The following is a 21,047-nucleotide window of genomic DNA, read 5'->3' on the forward strand; positions in this document are numbered from 1 at the left end:
ATTCTAAAAATATTATTATTTTTTTATAGTAGTTTACAAATTGGTTGAAATTTAATTAGTGATGTTGGCAGGAGAAAATTCCTGCCTTTTTCTTTTCTTTAAAGCAAAAAGATTTATGTAAATTTAATATTCTAATATTCCAAAATTTTTAAAAGTAATAAAATATTCTATATTTTCTAATATTTCTATTGTGTTTATATTATTTACCATATATAATCAGTTTATAAAGTGAATCAAACAATTCACTTAGTGAATTACAACAAAAAATATTAATCTAGAGGAGATGTTAAACATGCAATTTGGACTTTCTTTTTTTCCAGATAGTCACCCGCAAGATAAATCAGGAGAACAATATTATCGAGAGGCGCTTGATCTTACTGAACAAGCAGATAAATTAGGCTATCACCACACAAGGATTGTTGAGCATTACGAGCATGCATATGGCGGCTATTCTTCAAACCCAAGTATTTTTTTAGCAGCTGCTTCACAAAGAACAAGGAATTTGCGTCTGATGACTGGTTGTGTACTTCCAGCTTTTACTCACCCTGTTAAATTAGCGCATGAGTTAGCTATGCTAGATGCAATTAGTGGAGGAAGAGTGGAGGTTGGATTTGCTCGTGCCTTTTTACCACATGAGTTTAATACATTTGGTGTACCAATGGCAGAAAGCAACCAACGTTATCGTGAAAGTTTAGGTGTAATTAAGCGTTTATGGTCAGAAGATAAAGTGACACATAAAGGTGAAATATACCAATTTGAAAATGTATCGGTTGTTCCTCGTCCTACTCAAAAGAAAATTCCTACTTGGGTGGCGGCAATTCAAACTGCTGAATCCTTTGAATGGGCTGGAGAAAATGGTCATAATTTGATGGTTGTACCGTATTTAGCGGATTATGATAAATTACGTGCAAATATTCAGTTGTATAAGGAAGCGTATGAAAAAGCAGGTCATGGACAAGTTCAGAAAGATCAAATACAGATGGCACTGCATGCGTATATTTGTGAGGATGAGCAGCAGGCGATTGAGGAAGGCGAAGCATATATGAATCATTATGTAAGCGTTTTCCTTGAATCAGCAACGGCCTGGGACTCTACTTCTTCTGATCAATACAAAGGATACAATAAAATAGCTGATGAATTACGCGGCATGACATATGAAAAAGTTTTAAAAGAAAAACGTGTAGCTATTGGTAGTCCTGAAACGGTAATCGAACGGGTTAAAGAATTATCTGAATTCTTTGGTGTACACCAGTTCTCGCTGCAAATGAATTTTGGGAACATGAAGTACGATCATGCACTTCAATCAGTACGCTTATTCGGAAAAACAGTCATTCCTGCATTCCATGAACTGAACGTTTAATAGTGTTGATTCATAGATGGTAATCGAAGCCCTCTTCGCTTTTAGAGGGGGGCTATTTTTTTGAAGCTTGCAAACACCAGCTCAATTTATACTTAAAAGAATTACCCTGTTTAGCCTTTAAGGAGGGGAATAATGGATACGAACGAATTTATTCATCGTTTAAAAAGTCTGTCAGAAGGAAAGATGATGATTTTAGTAGATGATAGTAAGCAATTAAGTGAGGCTGCTATTATATGCTTGGCTGAATTTACCTCATCGGAAGTTGTGAATAATATGGTAACCCACTCAAGAGGGATGGTATCAATCAGTATGACAAAATCAATAGCAGAACAAGCTGGTTTACCTCCTCAAAAAAGATATTACAATCCCGAACAAATCTCCCGAAACTATACAGTTTCAATTGATGCAGATGAAACTACAACGGGAATTTCTGCACAGGAACGATCGCTTTCCATTAAAAAATTAGCACGAACACGTACGGCGGCAGGGTTTAAACAACCAGGACATATTTTTCCAGTCATAGCTAATGAAAGAGGGTTGTTTGGGTGCGTTTCTGTCATTGAAGGGGCGATTGATTGTGCGGAAATCGTTGGTGCACAGGATGCGATGGTAACGGTATGTGACATTCTGGATAAAGACGGTATGATGGGAGACGCATCCTATTCATTAAAATTAGCCCAAAATCTGCAACTGCCGGTTGTTTTTATGTCTGAGCTTTTAAAATATAAGTTAACAATAGACGGCTTACTGACTTCTAAAAGTAAACTAAGTATGAACATAGATGGGTGTACGATTCAAATACGAATGTATGAATTATTCGGAAAATGTTATGAGATTTTTTTCAATGAATCTGATGTCGATCAGGTGTACAAAGAAATATTGAAGACTCAACAGTGGTTAATCGACAATCCTCATGATTCACTGGATAATTTGCCAAACTATCGCTCCACGGCTTCCGGAGTAGCAAAACAATTAAAAAATAATCAGCGTTTAGTCATCCATGGCGATTTAGAATCTGCTTATTCCGATACGGTATATGAAATGATTCTTAGTGACTTAAAGAATGAATTGAAAGAATTGGCAAAGGAACTATTGATCGTAACCAAATAAAACGATTAAATCTTCCCACTTTTAGAATGTAGGTGAAATGATAAAGTGCTAGATAAAAATAAACAAACCGTTTTTAAAGGTGAAGTCATCCACGGCCGTCAAATTGGAAGAACAATTGGATTTCCTACAGCGAACATGCGTTTCAGCTCTGAGGAGGAGCCTGAACTTCCAAAAGGAGTATACGGGGTAAGAGTTTACCATAAGGGTGTTCCGTATAACGGGGTCATGAATATTGGAACAAGGCCAACGTTTAAGAGGGAAGAGCCAACTCTTTCTTTAGAGGTGTATATCCTTGATTTCAATCGGAATATTTATGGAGAACATTTAATACTAGATATTTTGTTTTTTATTCGTGATGAGCAAGCATTTGACTCGATTGAACAGCTAGTACAACAGCTCAAAAAGGACATTGATGAGGCAAATAAGCAGTTTCTTTTTACTGAAAAAGAAAATAAACAGCTTCTTCTTGCAAATTTTTAAGCCTTTTACATCATGAATTTAGAGGGGTGTGGTAATAATGGAGTTTCAATCACAGGAAACCTTGCATATGCCGGATTTACTGTTTGCAAAGCTTTGTGAGGAAAAGTACGAAATAAATAAAGGAGTCTTTAATACGATTGACCTTTGGTTTTATAAGCAGGGGTTAAGTCAGATCGTCGAAAGACGAAAAACAATTTTATCTTTTTTTCAATATACCCGATTAACTGAAAATAAGGGTAAAAAAGTCAAGTTTGGTCCCGGTGGATTAACAATAAGACTAGAGCAATTTTGGAAACAACGTGTCGAGCGGTTTAATCATAAAGCTATTTAATATAGAAAACATGCTGGAAATTGAACAGGACGATCAGGAAGATATTCATCGCTACTGTCACATCAAAGGGTATGATCCTAATGGAAAAATATAACATTAGAGGAGGATTTACAATGAAGCTGCTTGGTATCTCAGGAACAATAGTAGGCTCAAAAACAGCTATAACTGTTAATCAAGTTCTGGAAGAAGTAAAGAAAAATTATCCTGAAGTAGAGGTGGAGCTGCTGGATTTAAGGCAATACAACATCGATTTTTGCGATGGACGTGATCCAAGTGCTTATACAGGAGATACCAAATTAGTAATGGATAAAATTGCTTCTTCTGATTTTTTCCTTATTGGGACTCCTATTTTCCAAGCTTCTCTCTCTGGTGTCTTAAAAAATTTATTCGATTTACTTCCTGTTGATACCTTCCGGGATAAAGTGATGGGTTTTGTTGCCACAGGCGGAACGTATCAGCATTATCTTGTAATTGAAAATCAATTAAAACCAATTGCCAGCTATTTTAGAGCTTATATTGAGCCCAATCAGGTATATCTTCATACAAATCATTTTAATAGTAAAAATGAGATTGTTGATGAGGAAGTTAAGGAACGGCTTCAACGGTTGGCACACGGACTTGTTTTTATGCACAAACAGTTAAATAAGTCAGCAGTTATGATCTAGCAGACTGCGAAAGCAAGATTTAAGCCACTAGAAAAGGTAACAGTTGAAATTAAGAAAGAGAATGGAAGGGGGCGTAAGAATGAATACTAGTCTCTCTGTCTTTCAGGATCATTTGATTGATTATGCAGGGCTTTTTCCGCCGGCAGCTCTATCATTGGAAAACGCTATAAGAAATTATGCGAAATATAAGAATAGCAAGGATTCCTGGATGTTGGGGCCATTTGTTTTACCGGTATCACAGCTAAAACAGCTGGATTCACATATCCATTTGTTTTCCTATGAAATACCTCTTACTCTTTCAGTTGTTGGAGGAAAGAGCAGCTCTGTAACTGAGTGTAAAGTTCAGTTCCAGGAAGACATGAATCATATTTCTGCTTTTATTAGTAATTATAAAAATAGAGTGAAGGTAGAAATTCTTGAAATTCCTTTGCCATCTGATGTACCGAGTCTGGAAGTATTGAAGGAAATCGCTGATGGGGCAGCAAAAATAAAAGTCTATGCGTTTTGTGAAGTGCAATTAACTGGAGATTGGAAAACACATGTATCTGCAACTCTGGATGCAATAGCAGAAAACAATTCATCTATGGAATCGTGGATTGGGGTAAAACTTCGTACCGGAGGGATTAAAGCAGAGATGTTTCCTACCCCTGAACAAATTGCTTTTGTTATTGATGCGTGTAGAAAGCGAAATCTTCCTATTAAGTTTACGGCTGGGTTACATCACCCCATCCGGATGTATCGTGATGAAGTAAAGACACATATGTATGGTTTTCTTAACATTTTTCTAGCAGGAATATTATCATATACTCAAAAATTAGGTACAAAAAAGATTGAAGAAATTCTCTCTGATGAAAACTCAAGCAGTTTTTCTTTTAGTAAAGATCATTTAGCATGGCAGGATTTAAGTGTAACTACTCAGGAAATCAAAAAGATAAGGCAAAAATCAATATTATCATTTGGAAGCTGCAGCTTTGATGAACCAAGGGATGAATTAAGGGAATTAATTAATCAACAGGGGGGAATCATTTGATGAAATCATTTATAGAAGTAAACCCGGAATCACATTTTCCAATTCAAAACCTGCCTTATGGCGTGTTTAGCACAGAGGGTAATAAAACACTTCGAGTTGGAACAGCAATTGGTAACTATGTATTGGATTTATCTATTTTAGAAAAAGAAGGATTTTTTAAAAATATATTAGGCAATGTCCCCAATGTTTTTGAACGTCCCTCTTTAAATGATTTTATGAGTTTAGGAAGTGAAATTTGGAGTGAAGTGAGAAGAAAACTTCAGCTCGTTTTGTCAGCGGATGAACCGCAATTACGAGATAATCGCTCTCTTCGCATTAAAGCCCTGATTCCCCAGAATGAAGTAAAACTTCATCTACCTGTGAAGATTGGGGACTATACAGATTTTTACGCATCAAAAGAGCATGCGACAAATGTAGGAATCATGTTCCGTGGCAAGGAAAATGCCTTAATGCCCAATTGGACCCACTTACCGGTAGGATATCATGGCAGAGCAAGTTCAGTGGTTTTAAGTGGAACAAAAGTACGGCGCCCGCTTGGTCAAACGAAACCGAAAAATGCCGATGCCCCAATTTTTGGTCCTTGCAGACAACTTGATTTTGAACTTGAAATGGGATTTTTAATCGGTTCCGGAAATAAACTGGGTGAACCTATTTCAGTTGAGCAGGCAGAAAGGCATATCTTTGGAATGGTTTTAGTTAATGATTGGAGTGCTCGTGATATCCAAGCATGGGAGTATCAGCCGTTGGGGCCTTTCCTGGCAAAAAACTTTGCAACCTCCATTTCACCATGGGTTGTCCCGTTAGAGGCATTAAATCCTTTCCGCGTGGAGGGTCCTGTACAAGATCCTCAGCCATTAGAGTACCTTAGGCAGCAGGGAGCCAACTCCTTCAATATTAATCTTGAAGTCTATTTAAAGGGAGAAAACCAAAGTACTTCAAAACAAATTAGTTCTAGTAATTTTCGTTCACTATATTGGAGTGGTGCTCAAATGATTGCACATCATACAATTGGAGGATGTGATTTAAATTCTGGGGATTTACTAGGTACGGGGACGATAAGTGGTTCAACCAAAGAATCCCGTGGGAGTTTATTAGAATTAACATGGCGTGGAACGGAACCAGTCAACTTTGGCGAAGATGAACAGAGAGAGTGGCTGGAAGATGGTGATGAGGTTACGATGACCGGATGGTGCCAAGGCAATGGGTATCGGGTAGGTTTTGGTGAAGTAACCGGAACGATAGTACCCGCACATGACTTAGAAGAAATCTTGCAACAACAAGCAGTTGTTTATAATAATAAATAAAGATTGGATCAATCTTTAATTTGGAGGTAAAAAACAATGGCATTTTATCGTCAGATGGGAAAAATTCCACCAAAGAGACACTCGGCGTTTCGAAAGGAAGATGGTTCTCTATTTAGAGAGCAAGTAATGGGAACAAAAGGATTTTCAGGGATTCAATCAATTTTGTATCATCATAATCCCCCTACCCAATTTTTTAAAACAGAGTTAATTGGAGAACGGGGTGTGGAATTTGAGGAGCAGGATGTGCTTCGTCCTCGTCATTTTTACACCGACAATGTAACAAAAGAACCTAGTGATGCTGTAATGGGAAGAGAATTCATTCTTGGAAATGAAGATTTGTTAATTGGGGTTATGAATCCTACTAAAGGAATGAATTACTTTTATCGTAATGGTGATGGTGATGAGCTGTTATTTGTCCATTATGGTACTGGAAAAATAGAATCCATTTATGGAACTCTCCAGTATAGGCCTGGTGATTATATTTTGATTCCGATTGGCACGATTTACCGGGTTACTCCAGATAAAGGAGAATCCAAGTTTCTGGTTATCGAAACAACTAGCTGGATTTCAACACCTAAGCGTTATCGTAATGAATTTGGTCAGCTTCTTGAACATAGTCCTTTTTGTGAAAGGGATGTAAAAGGACCAGAAAATTTAGTAACTTATACGGAAAAAGGAGAGTTTGAGGTACGAACAAAATCAAGAGGTTATATACATTCCCACTATTATGCCCATCATCCTCTTGATGTTGTTGGATGGGATGGGTATTTATATCCCTGGATTTTTAATATTAATGATTTTGAACCGATAACAGGGCGCATCCATCAGCCGCCCCCGGTCCATCAAACATTTGAAGGACAGAATTTTGTTATTTGTTCCTTTGTTCCACGTTTATATGACTACCATCCGGATGCTATTCCGGCTCCATACTTCCATAGTAATGTAGACAGTGATGAAGTTTTATATTATGTGGAAGGAAATTTCATGAGCCGCAAAGGGGTAAAGCAAGAGTCCATTACACTTCATCCATCTGGTATTCCACATGGACCACATCCTGGAAAAATTGAAGAAAGTATCGGCAAAAAAGAAACATTGGAATTAGCAGTTATGATTGATACATTTCATCCTTTGAAAGTCGTAAAAAGGGCGGAAAGGATAGAAGATGAGAACTATCAATACAGTTGGGTTGAAAAAAACGATTAAGGGGTTTTATAGGTTTAATTTATTGAAAATTCGGAATTGATTCCATAAACATTAATTTATAGATATGTATCTACTAGCAGTATTAAACTATTTTGAATTGAGGGTGCGGTCAAATATGGTTCATTCGGAAGAGAACAGAATTGCTTTAGAAAAAAATCAGTATATTGATTATGAAAGAATCCATTCATCGGAGGAATTTAAACAGTTATTATCAGAAAAGAAAAAGTTTATCCTTCCATATACGGTATTTTATTTAGCTTACTCACTTCTTTTACCATTGCTAGCCTTATACACAGACATATTAAATCATCCTGCAGTAGGTGATATAACTTGGGCCTGGATTTACGCTGTTTCTTTCATTCCAGTGTCGCTATGGGTGTGTAGTGTCTATGTAAAGAAAGCTGCTTATTTTGACGAAACAGCTAGTGAAATTATGGAGAAAGAAGGGCTATAATCTATGGGTTTCAATGCCATTATTTTGTTTGTACTGATGTCAATAGGAGTACTTCTAATTACGTATTACTCTTCCAAAAAAACAAAAACAGCGGGGTCTTTTTATACAGCTGGAGGTGGACTGACTGCTCGTCAAAATGGTCTTGCTTTAGCTGGTGATTTTATGTCTGCTTCTACCTTTCTAGGGCTAATTGGAGCTTTTTCGCTAACTGGTTATGATGCGTTTTTTATGATGTACGGAGCGCTCATTTCTTTCCTTGTGATCTTATTTTTAGTTGCGGAACCGTTACGTAACCTAGGGAAATACACGTTAGGTGATATGCTAACATCTCGTTTTAAATATAAACAGGTACGGGGTGTAACCGCCATCAATACGATGATCATCTCAATTTTTTACATGCTTGGACAACTTGTGGCTGCTGGTGCTTTATTTAAATTATTATTAGGAATACCGTATAATGTTTCGGTAATAATTGTAGGAATTGCTTTGATAATCTTTGTTTTGTTCGGAGGTATGACAGCAACGAGTTGGGTACAAATAATCAAAGCTATTCTCTTAGTATCTGGAACATTCGTTTTATTTATTCTTGTCATGTGGAAATTCAATTTTAACATTATTGGAATCTTTGCAGATATGAAAACAGCTACGCCATTGGGAGCAAAATTTTTAAATCCAGGTATAAAATATACGAGCGGTTTGGAAGCCACTTCCTTAACACTTGGCCTTATTTTAGGAACAGCTGGCCTGCCGCACGTTTTAGTACGTTTTCTTACGGTTCCTAACGCTCAAGTTGCCAGAAAATCTGTCGTTTGGGTAATGTGGATTCTTGGAGCTTTCCATGTCATGGTAATTTTCCTTGGCCTTGGAGCAGCAAAACTAGTTGGGTCTGCTAATATTATAGCAGCAAACCCGGGAGGGAACATGGCCGGTCCTTTGTTAGCCCGACTAGTTGGGGGAGACCTTTTGTTTGCTTTCATCTCAGCGGTTTCTTTCGCTACCATTCTTGCAGTTGTTGCTGGAATTGTTGTAACAGGTGCCTCAGCATTTTCACATGATTTTTATAATGAAATTTTAAAAGATGGAAAAGCGACAGAGAAACAACAAATGTTTATGGTTCGCCTTTCATCAATCGGAATCACAATTATTTCGATAGCCTTATCTTTATTCTTGCAAAAATTTAATGTCACATTTTTAGCAGTACTGGCACTTACACTTGCAGCAAGTTCAAATTTGCCAGTTTTATTGTTTACAATCTACTGGAAAAAATTCAATAAAACAGGAGCGATTCTCGGAATGCTTGTTGGTTTAATCGGTACAATTGTTCTGGTTGCTTTAAGCCCTAATGTATGGAATCCGCATCCAGGCGCTGCTTTATTTACTGGCCGTCCTATTTTCCCACTTGCATCACCAGGTATCGTATCCATTCCGTTAGGCTTTTTAGCTTGTTATATTGGAACACTAATCGGTACCCGTAAGAAATCCATCATAGAGGATAACTTTTCAGAAATTACCGTCAAATCGAATATAGGAAATGACGTTAAAGGGATAGCACATCACTGATTATATGTTTTTAAGTGTATTTAATATTGTAGATAAAAGTATGTAAAAAACTTTTAAATGCGGATTAATGGACTCTCTCTAGTATTCACTACCGGATAGATTATAAAGGTAAGAGCATAAGAGACCTACTTTGGGTGGAAACACTAGAAACTATTCAGAAGAATGCAAAGAACGCATTCTATCATTCTGTAGTAGTGTTTCCTGTTCTTTTTCCCTACGTACGCAACCCCCGAACGAGCCAAAACCGGAAAATCAAAGATGGAAAGATTAAAAGAATAAAAGACAAAATCCTTTATATCACATATTTTAAGGAGGCAGTTACATGAAAAATAGCAAAGTGATGAACTCATTCAAAGATGCGGTTTCGGATATTAAGAACGGTTCAACACTAATTGTTGGCGGTTTCGGACTCTGTGGTATTCCTGAATTTTCTATTCTAGCGCTTAAAGAACAAGGGACAAAAGATTTAACAGTTGTCAGTAACAATTGCGGTATTGATAACTGGGGACTTGGACTTTTGCTTGCGAACCGCCAAATTAAGAAAATGGTAGCATCGTATGTTGGGGAAAATAAAATTTTTGAGCGCCAGTATTTAAGTGGTGAATTGGAAGTCGAATTGACGCCACAAGGTACACTTGCAGAGCGGATTAGGGCCGGAGGTGCAGGTATACCAGGTTTTTATACAGCAACAGGTGTAGGTACGCCAATTGCCGAAGGCAAGGAAACAAAAGAATTTAATGGAAAAACATATTTACTTGAAGAAGGGATTGTCGGCGACTTTGCGCTTGTAAAAGCATGGAAAGCAGATACACTCGGCAATCTTGTATACCGAAGGACAGCCCGCAATTTTAACCCACTCGCAGCGATGGCTGGAAAAATAACGATAGCAGAAGTAGAAGAAATTGTTGAACCAGGTGAACTAGACCCCGATGAAATACATACACCCGGTATTTATGTGCAGCGTTTGCTGCTTGGAACAAATTTTCAAAAAAGAATTGAGAGCCGGACAGTTGTTCAAGTTTAAACTTTAAGAAGTAGGGGGATTACCAAAATGAAAGATAAGCGTCTTGAAATTGTAAAAAGAGCCGTTAAGGAAATAGAGGATGGAATGAATGTAAATCTGGGAATTGGGATGCCGACGCTTGTTGCAAATGAAATTCCAGCAGATTTTAATGTCTTGCTTCAGTCAGAAAATGGTTTATTAGGGATTGGACCCTATCCGATAGAGGGTGAGGAAGATCCGGATTTAATCAATGCCGGAAAAGAAACGGTAACGACGGTTCTTGGATCGTCTTTTTTTGATAGCGCGGAGTCGTTTGCCATGATCCGGGGCGGACATATCGATCTTGCCATTCTGGGCGGAATGGAGGTTTCCGAACAGGGGGATCTCGCCAACTGGATGATTCCCGGAAAGATGGTGAAAGGCATGGGTGGAGCAATGGATTTGGTCAATGGAGCAAAAAGGGTTATCGTCATTATGGAACACGTGAACAAGAATGGAGAGTCGAAAATTAAAAAGAAATGTACACTCCCACTCACGGGACAGCAGGTTGTGCATCGGTTAATTACTGACTTAGCTGTTTTTGATTTTACACCCCAAGGCATGGCGCTCATTGAAACACTGGGAGGAGTATCTGTTGAAGAGGTAAAGGAAAAAACAGAAGCGGAATTCATAGTAGCTCCAGCTCTTGTAACCACTAAGTAACTTGTATTTTGGCTATAAATACAGGAGCTTTCCTAATCTTAAAACAGTTTAATCAGAAAAATGAAAAACCTAGGATGATATTTTCGTCATGAGGTGTGGGTAAAACCATTTGATTTTCTTATCCCCAATCGCACATAGGCTAATTTTTACCATATATATATAGCAAAAAAGGTAAAATGGGGAAATGATCATGTTCAAAAGGTTTAAATGGTTTAAAAAGGAAGTGAATCCATCCCTCTCACTAGATGTGAGCGCAGAAACCACTTTTCGGCAGAAGAAATCAATTGGATTAGAATCATCTAAGCGAAATGAGAATTTTATCGAGGAAAGGACTGTGTATCTTTTTCCTGTTTTGGTCAAGGAGGCTGGCGGCAGCAAGTGGGGCTATATCAATACAAAAGGGGAAATTGTTCTCAAGCCAATTTATGATCATGCCGGAGATTTTCAGGATAACGGAATAGCCATTGTTCGCTTAAACGGTCTTTTAGGTGTAATCGATATAAGCGGGTATTTTATTGTAAGCCCCAAGTATGAAACAATTCATCCATTTTCAGAAGGACGGGCAACGGTAATTGATTATCAGGGCTTTAAAGTAATTGATGAAAGCGGAAAAGAGCTCACCTCCAAGGCTTATTCCTTTATTGGGGATTATAAAGAAGGCAGAGCGTTATTCTCGATTACCGATGAAAAGGATAAGAGTTTGTACGGTTATTTGAATAAAAGAGGGAAGGAAGTTTTGCCTCCTGTTTATGAATCAGCAAGTGACTTCAAAGATGGTAAAGCAATTGTCAAACTAAAGGAAGGTTCCTACGCACTCATCAACCTTACCGGAAAGGTCCTGCATACGTACTCTTTTGTTTTTGTAGGAGATTATGGGGATGGTTTGCTTGCGTTTCAAAAAATCGCAGGTGATAAATTTGGATATATCGATGAGCAGGGGAAAATAAAAATTGAGCCAAGTTTCACGTGGGCTCAGCCGTTTCAAGAGAATGGCGCAATTGTTACTGTATCGGATGGCAAACAAGATTATTATGGACTAATCGGCAAAAGCGGCCACTATATCTTTAAGCCAAATTATCATCAGTTACTGTATCTTGGTGAAGGGAGACTGGCAATTGGTAAGGCTGTTGATCCCCAAAAGCCTTACATTGGGTCATTATTTGCGCTTGGAGATACAAATGGTCACATTCTTACAGGCTTTATCTATAACGGAATCGCAAAATTTGAAGAAGGGTCGTCTTCCGTTTACAATGACCAATTCACCTTTTTTATTGATAAAAAAGGAAATAGAATTCTCAATTTGCCCATCGTTACTGGAGGTGGAGAATTGCATTATGATAAAACACTCATTAAGGGAGAAATTGATTTTCGCCTGTTTTATTTTAAAAAAAATGGTGAACCTGTATGGAAGCAAAATACGGTCATTCCCTTAAAAGAACCCTATGAAGTAGTTGAAGAAAAGTATAAACCAAATAAAGATTTTTTGGTTTATTATCCACAGATCGCAGGGATGGTGGACCGGAAAACACAAACAAAGATCAATCAATCGTTAAAGGACTTAGCCGGAATCAAGGAAACGCAGCCACATCTTCAACTCGAGTCCAATTATATTGGAGATTTTGAGATCCCTTTTTATAAAAAAGACCTGCTAGTGATTGAAATAACGGGCTACAATTATCCATTCGGGGCCGCCCATGGCATGCCCATAAAAAAATATGTTCATATTGATCTTAAAACAGGAGAAATTTTTTCTCTAAAGGATCTGTTTAAACCGGTTAGTCCATATGTAAAGTTTATTAGCGAATGGATTGGTAATCAAATAAAAAATAACCCAAAATACTCATATATTTTTCCGGGAAGCTACAAAGGAATTCAAGTGGATCAGCCCTTTTCTATATCCGAGGAAGGAGTAAATGTTTACTTTGTTCCATATGAAATAGCTCCGTACGCAGCCGGATTTCCGACATTCACCATTTTCTTTGAGGATTTGGCTCAAATTATTGATCAGACTGGTAGATTTTGGGAATCATTTCATTGAGCATTCAAAGAAGCGCAACCTTGGCGTTACGCTTCTTTTTGAGTTTGTCTTTTTCTAAAAACTAACCAATAGCTCCCAATGCCGATCAGTAAGACAATGATTGCGGTGCTAGGAACAATGTATGAAGACCACGAAAGAGATTCCACTTTATTAGCATTTTTTGATGACTGCCCATGTTCTGCTGCATAAGCAATAGTATTCATTTTATCAAAAGGTTGTAAAATAGAGACGCCAATTTCCACGGATAAATTCTTTGAAGGTGCAAGAACATGATTTCCAACAAGAAGAAATAATAGGAAAATAATAAGGAAAACCTTTTTAAACATTATATCCAACTCCAAAAAGGTGTTATGGTGCTTGTCCTCATTCTATCATCGGAAAAGGTAGGAAGGTTCTTTTAGACGGGATTGTTCACAATACTTTCACAGGATAGTGCAGGACTCTAGTTATTTTCAAAACTGTGATATAAATCAAGGTTTCTAAATCAAAAAACCTTTAAAATATAGTAAAAAGCTGTATTGAAAGAAGTAAGAATGATCAAGTCAAAGGAGCTGGAGTAAATGAGCAGTTTTCAAATGGATGGAAAAAAGGCAATCATTGATGTGCGCGAAAGGGTATTAAAAGGTGAACACCCGCGGAAAGAAATCCTTGATTTTGTAAAAGCAGCTCCAGTTGGTACGGTATTTGAAATTCATTTACCACACAGGGGCGAGCCGCTCATTGCCGGTTTTCAAGCTGTTGGAATGAATGTAATTGCAAAAGAAGTTGAACCTAGACATTTCTGTTTAACAGCAGTGAAGTTAACGGAAATGCGCTAATTTTGTTATAAAAATTCCTCCCTGATTCATAATAAGAAAGTCAAGGGAGGAATTTTTTTGCAAACTGAAGATAATAAATTTGAAAGCAGCTTTTTGCCTGTGACATCAATCAGCAGCGGTGCCGGCATAACGGTTTTACCAGATGTATATTGTTATACTAATCAGATTGTCAATCTCTGCCTTGTTGGCAATCCGTTGGAGTCTCACGAATTTGTTCTAGTTGATGCGGGAATGCCGAAATCTGCTGATGAAATAATAAATGCTGTTGCTGAACGATTCGGCGAAAATAGTCAACCAAATGCGATAGTATTAACCCATGGGCATTTTGATCATGTTGGTTCATTAGTTGCCTTGTTAGAAGAGTGGGAGGTACCAGTCTTTGCTCACGAGTTAGAGCTTCCGTACCTTACAGGGAAAAAAGATTACCCCCCAGGCGATCCAACTGTTGATGGGGGGCTTGTATCAGAAATGTCACCGCTGTTTCCAAACCATGGGATTGATGTCAGCGGACATATACACATACTGCCACGTGATGGGTCTGTACCGAGTATGCCAGGGTGGAAATGGATTCATACGCCTGGGCATACTCCTGGACATATCTCCCTTTTTCGTGAAGTGGACCGAACGCTGATTGCCGGAGACGCGTTTGTGACGGTAAAACAGGAATCTCTTTACAAAGTGATTACACAGCAGCAGGAAATAAGCGGGCCTCCTAAATATTATACAACCGATTGGAATGCTGCGTACGAATCGGTCAAAATGCTGGAGGCACTGCAGCCAGAAACCGCGATAACCGGTCATGGTTTGCCCATGAGCGGCAGAGAATTAACCGATAATTTACGGAAATTAGTTGCCCATTTTGACGAAATCGCGGTTCCTAAAGCTGGACGGTATTTGAATTGAATGAAAAGATAGTTGGCCTCTTCTTATCTAGAAGGGGTTTTTTGATTGTATTTAAACTAACCTTTTTTAATAATTCAATTGTATCTGCATAGGATGTACAAGAAACAATGGATACTAGTAGGGGGCTTAATTAGGGGTGTAACTTTATGCAGGCTGGTATATTTTTGCTGATCGCTGGCTTTTTGGATGCAGTTTTAACTCACCTTGGCATTACTTTTGGAATAATTGAAGAGGGAAATCCAACTGTTAAATTTATCATGGAGAAAAGTTGGTCCCTCTTTTACCTGATCAAAATTTCCTTGCCGCTGCTATTAATTGGAATTATCCTTGTCCGCCCATTAAAGGGATGGTTAAAAAGCCTTATAACGGTTAGTTGTGTGGTTTACCTTTCCGTTCTTGCGTTTCATTTTTTCTGGATTATTCTTTATCTAAAGTCTATAACATAAGAGAAATTCTGCAAAGTCTGTTTTGGCTGGACAGTTCTTTTCCATTAAGTTAGTATCAGAACGAGCGATAATACGTAGAAATGGAAAGAATGAAAAGTGGATATTGATGATGAAGGAGTGTATTATGAATAACTTAGCAGAAAAATTGGAGCCATTTTTGCAGGAGGCTTGGCGTAAATCAGGGTTTGAAACGCCAACTTCGATCCAAAATACAACAATCCCCTTACTATTGGAAGGGAAAGATGTGATTGCAGAGTCACCTACGGGGACAGGTAAAACATTAGCCTATTTGCTGCCATTATTAAATAGAATAGATCCTACTTTACAATCATTGCAGGCAGTTGTACTAGCTTCTTCTCAAGAGCTGGTCATGCAGGTTTATCAGGAATTTCAAAAATGGTCTGAAGGCAGCAGCATTAGAGGAACATCGATTATCGGCGGAGCAAACGTAAAACGGCAGTTGGAGAAATTAAAAAAGCGCCCCCATGTTATTTTTGCTACTCCTGGACGATTATTAGAATTAATCAAACAGAAAAAGGTCAAGATGCATGAAGTGAAAATGATCATTTTAGATGAAGCAGATCAGTTACTTGTGCCAGAGCATCGTGGATCGGTTCAAAATATTGTTAAGTCAACTCTTCACGACAGACAGGTAGTTCTTTTTTCAGCAACCTTAAAACCAGAAACTGAACAATTAGCTAAAGAATTGGCGAAAGAGGCTGAAGTAGTCCGCATTAAAAAAGATGAAACCATTTCTACAGGTAAGGTTGAGCATCTTTATTTTATATGTGAACCAAGGGATAAAATAAAGCTGCTGGAAAAGATAGCCCGACTGCAAGACATAAAGGCGTTAGCGTTTATTAACGATATTACAGAGGTTTCGGTAGCCGCTGAAAGGTTAAATTTTAAGGATCTATCTGTGGGTCTCCTGCATAGTGAATTAAATAAAATGGAACGCGAGAAGGCGTTAAGAGAATTTCGGAGTGGCAAACTCACTATGTTGATTGCCACTGATGTAGCGGCAAGGGGCCTGGATATTCAAGGGGTGACCCATGTTGTTCATATTGATTTGCCGAGAGATGTTACCCAATACATCCACCGGACCGGGAGAACGGCAAGGATGGGTGCTAGTGGAACCATTCTATCGCTTGTGACGGAACGAGAAGAAAGACAATTGAAGCAATATTGCCGGGATCTGAATATCCCGCTTCACAAACGGATTTTCTACAAAGGCCAAATCGCGGAGGAAAAACAGCAAGAGCGAAACAGGAATGCTTAATTGACAGAATAACCTGTCTTGATTTCATCCATACTATCCTTGAACCTTTAAAAAAGGAGATGGGCAGCGATGGGAAGAACAAAACTAGGCAATCAAAATGCTCAACGAAATAATAATCGAAAAAAAGGCAAAACAAGCTCAGAACTAGTTGAATTTACAACAGGTGAAGGCTTTGTCAGAAATCGACCAAAGGATAATTAGCAGAAAGCCCCCATTTTGGGGGCTTTCGCTTTCTTTATAGGTCTGGTTTCATCTAGAATTTGGCAATATGAACCACTTTGAAGGTGTTATGAACGGCTTTCTTGAAGGATTGCACCATTCCTGCAGGTTATGCACCATTTTTAAGTAGTTATCTACATTTTTCTATAAATTGTAAAATAACACAGCTTTATAGTAAAACTAATTTACTCCTCTGAGAGATTGGTTAATGGCTTGACAGCAGGTCCTTCCACGACATCACCTGAATAAGCATAACGGGATCCGTGGCAAGGACAATCCCACGTTTTCTCGGCATGGTTCCATTCTGTTTCACAACCGAGATGTGTACAGGATGTATCAACTAGATATAGCTTGCCGTTTTCATCACGATAAGCGCCTGCTCTTTTTCCGTTATGCATGACAACAGAACCTTCGCCATTTTTGATATCATTTGAATCCTTTGGTACAAATTCCAGCTTCCCCTTTAAAAGGTGCTTCGCTACATCAGCATTTGTTGTGATGACGCTTCGTAAGCTCGGGTCGGCTGTAAATCGAGAAGGGGAGTACAGCTCCTTGTATGGATTATCCCGCTCCAAGACATAGTCTGTTAATAAGTGGGCAGCCATTATCCCTGTTGTCATGCCCCATTTTTTATAGCCAGTTGCCACAAGAATAGTTTCTTTTTCGTCTGTGATTGGACCAATGTATGGAACCTTGTCCAACGTAATCAAATCCTGAGCAGACCAGCGGTAAAGATACTCTTTTATTCCAAAAACCTCTTCAGCAAACTCCTCAAGTTCGCGATAATGTTTTAATGTATCAATTCCCTGCCCCGTTTTGTGGTTTTCACCGCCAATAATAAGTAAGGATTCCCCGTTCATTGGGGTCACACGTATCGAGCGGGTAGGACTATCTGCACTTATATACATACCTCCAGGGTATTCTTTGTCTGTCTTAATGCCGATCGCATAAGACCGATCAGCATACATTTTTGCAAAATAAAGCCCCAGCTTATCACAATAAGGAAAATGAGAGGCAACAAGTAACTTTTTACATGTAACCTTGTTTCCATTTCTTGTAATCACCTTTGGCTGCTCATCGTCATCTACTACGTCCATTGCGGTTGTATTTTCAAAAACTAAACAGCCTGACTGAACAGCTTCATTTAGCAAACTTCTTAAAAACTTAAGCGGGTGATACCTTGCCTGGTTCTTCATGACCAAAGCATTTTCAATGTTTATGTTAAAAGGAATTTTCTGGGTAATATACCCTGGAATGTCCAGTCTTTTGTAGGCCGCCATTTCAGTCTCTAGTTTTTCAGCATATTGTTCTGTTACGGAATAAATATAGGCATCCTCGTTGGCAAAATCACAGTCAATCCCTTTGTCAGTGGAAGTTTGTTGAATAAATTGAAGGGCATTGGTATGTGACTCGTAATAAAGCCTTGCTTTTTCTTCACCAAAGTGACCTATTAATTCATCATAAATTAGTCCGTGTTGAGCGGTGATTTTCGCTGTTGTATGGCCGGTTGTGCCATTTAAAACACTTCCACCCTCGATAATGGCAACCTTTAACCCTTCCTTTGAAAGCAAATAGGCGGAGGTAATACCTGTAATACCAGCTCCGACAATTGCTACATCAACTGAAATGTTTTCTTTTAACTGAACAAATGCAGGTAAATCAATTTCCCGCCAATACGACTTCGTGAATTGAGGGATATTTTCAGAATTGCTCATACTGAGGCCTCCCGATCAAGATAATGTCATTTTAATTTCTCCTATATTATGTAAATCATTCATTTCTCTTTTTCAAATCGGCTAAATAGTCCACTTCTTTAAGATTTACGCCAACAAAGGTTTCAAGGATTGATTGACCACCGGCAATTGAAAGAATAAGGATAAACACGAAGGTAACCCTTGGAAAAAGCAAATAGGCCCCACCGAGTAAGATGGCACACCAAATTCCGGCACACCAGTAGCACTTAAGTAAGTAACCGAACAGCGAGGTGGGAACTTCCTTGGTCTTTGTTCCATCTTCCGTTTCAACTTTAATTTTTTTTACAAATGGCTTGCGAATGAATTCCGTAATCTTATCAAAAACAATGAGATGTGTTAACCGATAGCTTGCCAAAATTAACATAATATACGTTATCCATGAAAGTTGGTTCATTTTCAAGTCCTCCAATGGGCACTGCCCCATAAAAATAATTTCTGTATATTTTGAGCCAGAAAGCAAAAATATATATTCGGAGGAGGCGAAAAAGTGAAAAAATCATTTCTTGTCAGTTTACTGTTGCTGTTAGCATTCGTCTGTGTGCCAAACGTATCTTTTGCCCAGCAGGTATATACCGTCCAGCCGGGCGATTCGCTTTGGAAAATTGCGGTCCGCTACCAGGTTGGGGTCTCGGAAATTATTCAGGCTAACCCGCAATTTAAAAATCCAAATATGATTTATCCTGGCCAAAAAGTAAACATACCAAACTTAGCTACTACGAAATCAATTGAAAATCAGGTCATACAATTAACAAATCAGCAGCGGGCTAAAAATGGTTTAAAGCCCCTTACGGCAAATTGGGAGCTTTCACGAGTGGCGCGGTATAAAGCCACGGACATGAGAGATAAAAATTATTTTTCCCATACAAGTCCTACCTATGGTTCTCCATTTACGATGATGAAAAGTTTTGGGATTTCCTATCGGGCAGCTGCGGAGAACATTGCAGCCGGCCAAACAACACCACAGGAGGTCGTTACGGCATGGATGAATAGTGCTGGGCATCGGGCTAATATTTTAAATGGAACCTACACCCAAATCGGAGTGGGGTATGCACAGGGAGGAAGCCAGCGCTATTACTGGGTTCAGATGTTTATAGCCCAATAATATGAAAGGTCAGTTCTTTAGGTGAAAAATACCTGAAGGGCTGACCTTTTCTACGTCTAGAGACCGAGATGAAAATCAAGCTTAAGCTCGTTATGAAAGAAAGGGTAGAAAGGTAGAATGAAGTCAAGAAAGGAGGAAACGAAATGAAAAAATTTGGTTTACTTTTAGTAGGTGGAATTGCAGCCATAGTGCTGCTGTCAACGATCGGCCCACTGGTGGGGCTGGCGGTCAGCCTGGTGATTCTTTACTTCATTTTAAAACAGTTTTTAAAGACGGAAAGAAAAATGGCGAAAGTGGGCTTAGCTATCCTTGGGATTATTGTACTGCTAGCTTCCATTCACAATGTGCCTGCCATTGTTGGGGTCATTGCAGCCGCAGTTCTCTATCTTGTATATAAAAAATGGAATACAACAAAACACACTGTCAAAAAAACTGAGGACGATCCGTTTGTTAATTTTGAAAAACAATGGAATGAACTCAAACATAATTAAGGAAAAAAGGAGAGAAATGAACATGGCAAATTTATTTACAAGAATTAAAGATGTAATCTCAGCTGATATAAATGAAGTACTTGATCAAAAGGAAAAGCAAAATCCAATTGCATTGCTCAACCATTACCTGCGTCAATGCGAACAAGAAACAGACAAGGTGAGAGCGCTGATTGAGCGCCAATATACCTTACAGGAGCAATTCACAAGAGAGTACCAGGCAGCACTTGAATTGGCCGGAAAAAGAAAGCACCAAGCAGAAGTTGCTTCAAATGCAGGTGAAACGGCCCTTTATGAATTTGCCGCCGCTGAACAGCAACAGTATACTGAGCGTGCTGAGCGCCTAAGCAGGTCACTCGAGCAAACGAAAGCACAGCTTGAGGAACTGGAAAGAAAATATCAAGAGATGAAACATAGGCTAAAGGATATGAACATCCGCCGGATGGAACTAATGGGCCGGGAAAATGTGACGCGGGCACAGAATCGAATGAACAAGGTATTGGATACCAATTCACTTTCAAGTATGTCGTCCGCCCGGTTTCAAGAAATTGAAAACTACCTTGATCGCCTGGAGTATCAGGTAAACAGCTCCTATTACCGCAGCACAATCGATGGCCGTATTGCAGAACTAGAAAAAGAAGAGAAAATAAAAGAAAGCAAATCAATTTAATAAATAAACATGGTATTCTAAAGAAAAGCGGAAGTTGCCCGTTTAGCGAAGTACACTAGTCGCTGGGCGCTGGCCGACTAAAAGCGCCGCCGTCCTGGCGGCAACGTCGGCACAAGCACATCCTGTGT

General features: G+C 38.7%; 24 protein-coding genes. 21 read left to right on the top strand and 3 right to left on the bottom strand.

The features are described from left to right. The first annotated feature begins 292 nt into the window (after positions 1-292). From JN080_RS25370 to JN080_RS25430, 13 genes are all read left to right on the top strand, one after another. Positions 293-1,360: an LLM class flavin-dependent oxidoreductase gene (locus JN080_RS25370; protein WP_256238746.1), complete on the top strand. Its 1,068-nt coding sequence runs from the start codon at positions 293-295 to the stop codon at positions 1,358-1,360. A gap of 132 nt (positions 1,361-1,492) precedes the next feature. Next, a complete protein-coding gene (locus tag JN080_RS25375) occupies positions 1,493-2,470 on the top strand; it encodes a 3,4-dihydroxy-2-butanone-4-phosphate synthase (protein ID WP_256238747.1) in 978 nt (325 codons plus the stop codon). Between the two features lie 45 nt (positions 2,471-2,515). Further along, positions 2,516-2,950, top strand: coding sequence for a riboflavin kinase (locus tag JN080_RS25380; RefSeq protein WP_256238748.1), 435 nt, complete (start codon positions 2,516-2,518; stop codon positions 2,948-2,950). A 37-nt stretch (positions 2,951-2,987) separates the two neighbouring features. Beyond that, on the top strand, positions 2,988-3,281 hold the full coding sequence (locus tag JN080_RS25385; protein ID WP_256238750.1) for a hypothetical protein: 294 nt from the start codon (positions 2,988-2,990) through the stop codon (positions 3,279-3,281). 113 nt (positions 3,282-3,394) lie between these two features. Further along, positions 3,395-3,946: an NADPH-dependent FMN reductase gene (locus JN080_RS25390; RefSeq protein ID WP_256238751.1), complete on the top strand. Its 552-nt coding sequence runs from the start codon at positions 3,395-3,397 to the stop codon at positions 3,944-3,946. Positions 3,947-4,025: 79 nt separating this feature from the next. After that, positions 4,026-4,976 carry a hypothetical protein gene (locus tag JN080_RS25395; RefSeq protein ID WP_256238752.1) on the top strand — a complete coding sequence of 317 codons (951 nt, stop codon included), beginning with the start codon at positions 4,026-4,028 and terminating at the stop codon, positions 4,974-4,976. Next, complete coding sequence (gene fahA / locus JN080_RS25400) at positions 4,976-6,280, top strand: fumarylacetoacetase (protein ID WP_256238753.1); 1,305 nt, start codon at positions 4,976-4,978, stop codon at positions 6,278-6,280. The genes JN080_RS25395 and fahA overlap by 1 nt, the downstream gene beginning before the upstream one ends. Before the next feature lie 36 nt (positions 6,281-6,316). After that, entirely contained in the window at positions 6,317-7,483 is a 1,167-nt protein-coding gene (locus JN080_RS25405; RefSeq protein ID WP_256238754.1) for a homogentisate 1,2-dioxygenase, read from the top strand. A gap of 115 nt (positions 7,484-7,598) precedes the next feature. Next, positions 7,599-7,937: a DUF485 domain-containing protein gene (locus tag JN080_RS25410; RefSeq protein WP_256238755.1), complete on the top strand. Its 339-nt coding sequence runs from the start codon at positions 7,599-7,601 to the stop codon at positions 7,935-7,937. 3 nt (positions 7,938-7,940) lie between these two features. Continuing rightward, positions 7,941-9,497 (top strand): solute symporter family protein, encoded by a 1,557-nt coding sequence (locus tag JN080_RS25415; protein ID WP_256238759.1) that lies wholly within the window; start codon positions 7,941-7,943, stop codon positions 9,495-9,497. A gap of 322 nt (positions 9,498-9,819) precedes the next feature. After that, complete coding sequence (locus JN080_RS25420; RefSeq protein WP_256238760.1) at positions 9,820-10,521, top strand: CoA transferase subunit A; 702 nt, start codon at positions 9,820-9,822, stop codon at positions 10,519-10,521. 27 nt (positions 10,522-10,548) lie between these two features. Continuing rightward, positions 10,549-11,202 (top strand): 3-oxoacid CoA-transferase subunit B, encoded by a 654-nt coding sequence (locus JN080_RS25425; RefSeq protein WP_256238761.1) that lies wholly within the window; start codon positions 10,549-10,551, stop codon positions 11,200-11,202. 190 nt (positions 11,203-11,392) lie between these two features. Then, positions 11,393-13,240: a WG repeat-containing protein gene (locus tag JN080_RS25430; RefSeq protein WP_256238762.1), complete on the top strand. Its 1,848-nt coding sequence runs from the start codon at positions 11,393-11,395 to the stop codon at positions 13,238-13,240. Between the two features lie 26 nt (positions 13,241-13,266). On the opposite strand, the gene JN080_RS25435 is transcribed toward JN080_RS25430, so the two are convergent. Next, positions 13,267-13,566 (bottom strand): hypothetical protein, encoded by a 300-nt coding sequence (locus JN080_RS25435; RefSeq protein ID WP_256238763.1) that lies wholly within the window; start codon positions 13,564-13,566, stop codon positions 13,267-13,269. Positions 13,567-13,800: 234 nt separating this feature from the next. Here JN080_RS25435 and JN080_RS25440 point away from each other — a divergent pair, with 234 nt between their 5' ends. The 5 genes from JN080_RS25440 to JN080_RS25460 all read left to right on the top strand — a co-directional run bounded on the left by JN080_RS25440 (position 13,801) and on the right by JN080_RS25460 (position 16,887). Further along, entirely contained in the window at positions 13,801-14,058 is a 258-nt protein-coding gene (locus JN080_RS25440; RefSeq protein ID WP_256238764.1) for an amino acid decarboxylase, read from the top strand. 57 nt (positions 14,059-14,115) lie between these two features. Next, the gene (locus tag JN080_RS25445; RefSeq protein WP_256238765.1) at positions 14,116-14,961 is read left to right on the top strand and encodes an MBL fold metallo-hydrolase; all 846 of its coding nucleotides are present in this window, start codon (positions 14,116-14,118) and stop codon (positions 14,959-14,961) included. 146 nt (positions 14,962-15,107) lie between these two features. Next, positions 15,108-15,407 (top strand): DUF5658 family protein, encoded by a 300-nt coding sequence (locus JN080_RS25450; RefSeq protein WP_256238766.1) that lies wholly within the window; start codon positions 15,108-15,110, stop codon positions 15,405-15,407. A gap of 124 nt (positions 15,408-15,531) precedes the next feature. Next, entirely contained in the window at positions 15,532-16,686 is a 1,155-nt protein-coding gene (locus JN080_RS25455; protein ID WP_256238767.1) for a DEAD/DEAH box helicase, read from the top strand. A 69-nt stretch (positions 16,687-16,755) separates the two neighbouring features. Continuing rightward, positions 16,756-16,887 (top strand): hypothetical protein, encoded by a 132-nt coding sequence (locus JN080_RS25460; RefSeq protein ID WP_256238769.1) that lies wholly within the window; start codon positions 16,756-16,758, stop codon positions 16,885-16,887. 203 nt (positions 16,888-17,090) lie between these two features. Here the strand turns inward: JN080_RS25460 and JN080_RS25465 are convergent, their stop codons facing one another. Further along, the gene (locus tag JN080_RS25465; RefSeq protein WP_256238770.1) at positions 17,091-18,620 is read right to left on the bottom strand and encodes an FAD-dependent oxidoreductase; all 1,530 of its coding nucleotides are present in this window, start codon (positions 18,618-18,620) and stop codon (positions 17,091-17,093) included. A 55-nt stretch (positions 18,621-18,675) separates the two neighbouring features. Then, entirely contained in the window at positions 18,676-19,053 is a 378-nt protein-coding gene (locus JN080_RS25470) for a DUF1360 domain-containing protein (RefSeq protein WP_256238771.1), read from the bottom strand. Between the two features lie 93 nt (positions 19,054-19,146). Here JN080_RS25470 and safA point away from each other — a divergent pair, with 93 nt between their 5' ends. From safA to JN080_RS25485, 3 genes are all read left to right on the top strand, one after another. After that, positions 19,147-19,761: a SafA/ExsA family spore coat assembly protein gene (gene safA / locus JN080_RS25475; RefSeq protein ID WP_256238772.1), complete on the top strand. Its 615-nt coding sequence runs from the start codon at positions 19,147-19,149 to the stop codon at positions 19,759-19,761. Between the two features lie 143 nt (positions 19,762-19,904). Next, positions 19,905-20,252 (top strand): lmo0954 family membrane protein, encoded by a 348-nt coding sequence (locus tag JN080_RS25480; protein WP_256238773.1) that lies wholly within the window; start codon positions 19,905-19,907, stop codon positions 20,250-20,252. Positions 20,253-20,274: 22 nt separating this feature from the next. Continuing rightward, positions 20,275-20,919: a PspA/IM30 family protein gene (locus tag JN080_RS25485; RefSeq protein WP_256238774.1), complete on the top strand. Its 645-nt coding sequence runs from the start codon at positions 20,275-20,277 to the stop codon at positions 20,917-20,919. Positions 20,920-21,047: the final 128 nt, after the last annotated feature.

Source organism: Bacillus sp. EB600 (assembly GCF_024494385.1).
In the GTDB taxonomy this organism is placed as follows: Bacteria; Bacillota; Bacilli; order Bacillales; family Cytobacillaceae; genus JAEVLT01.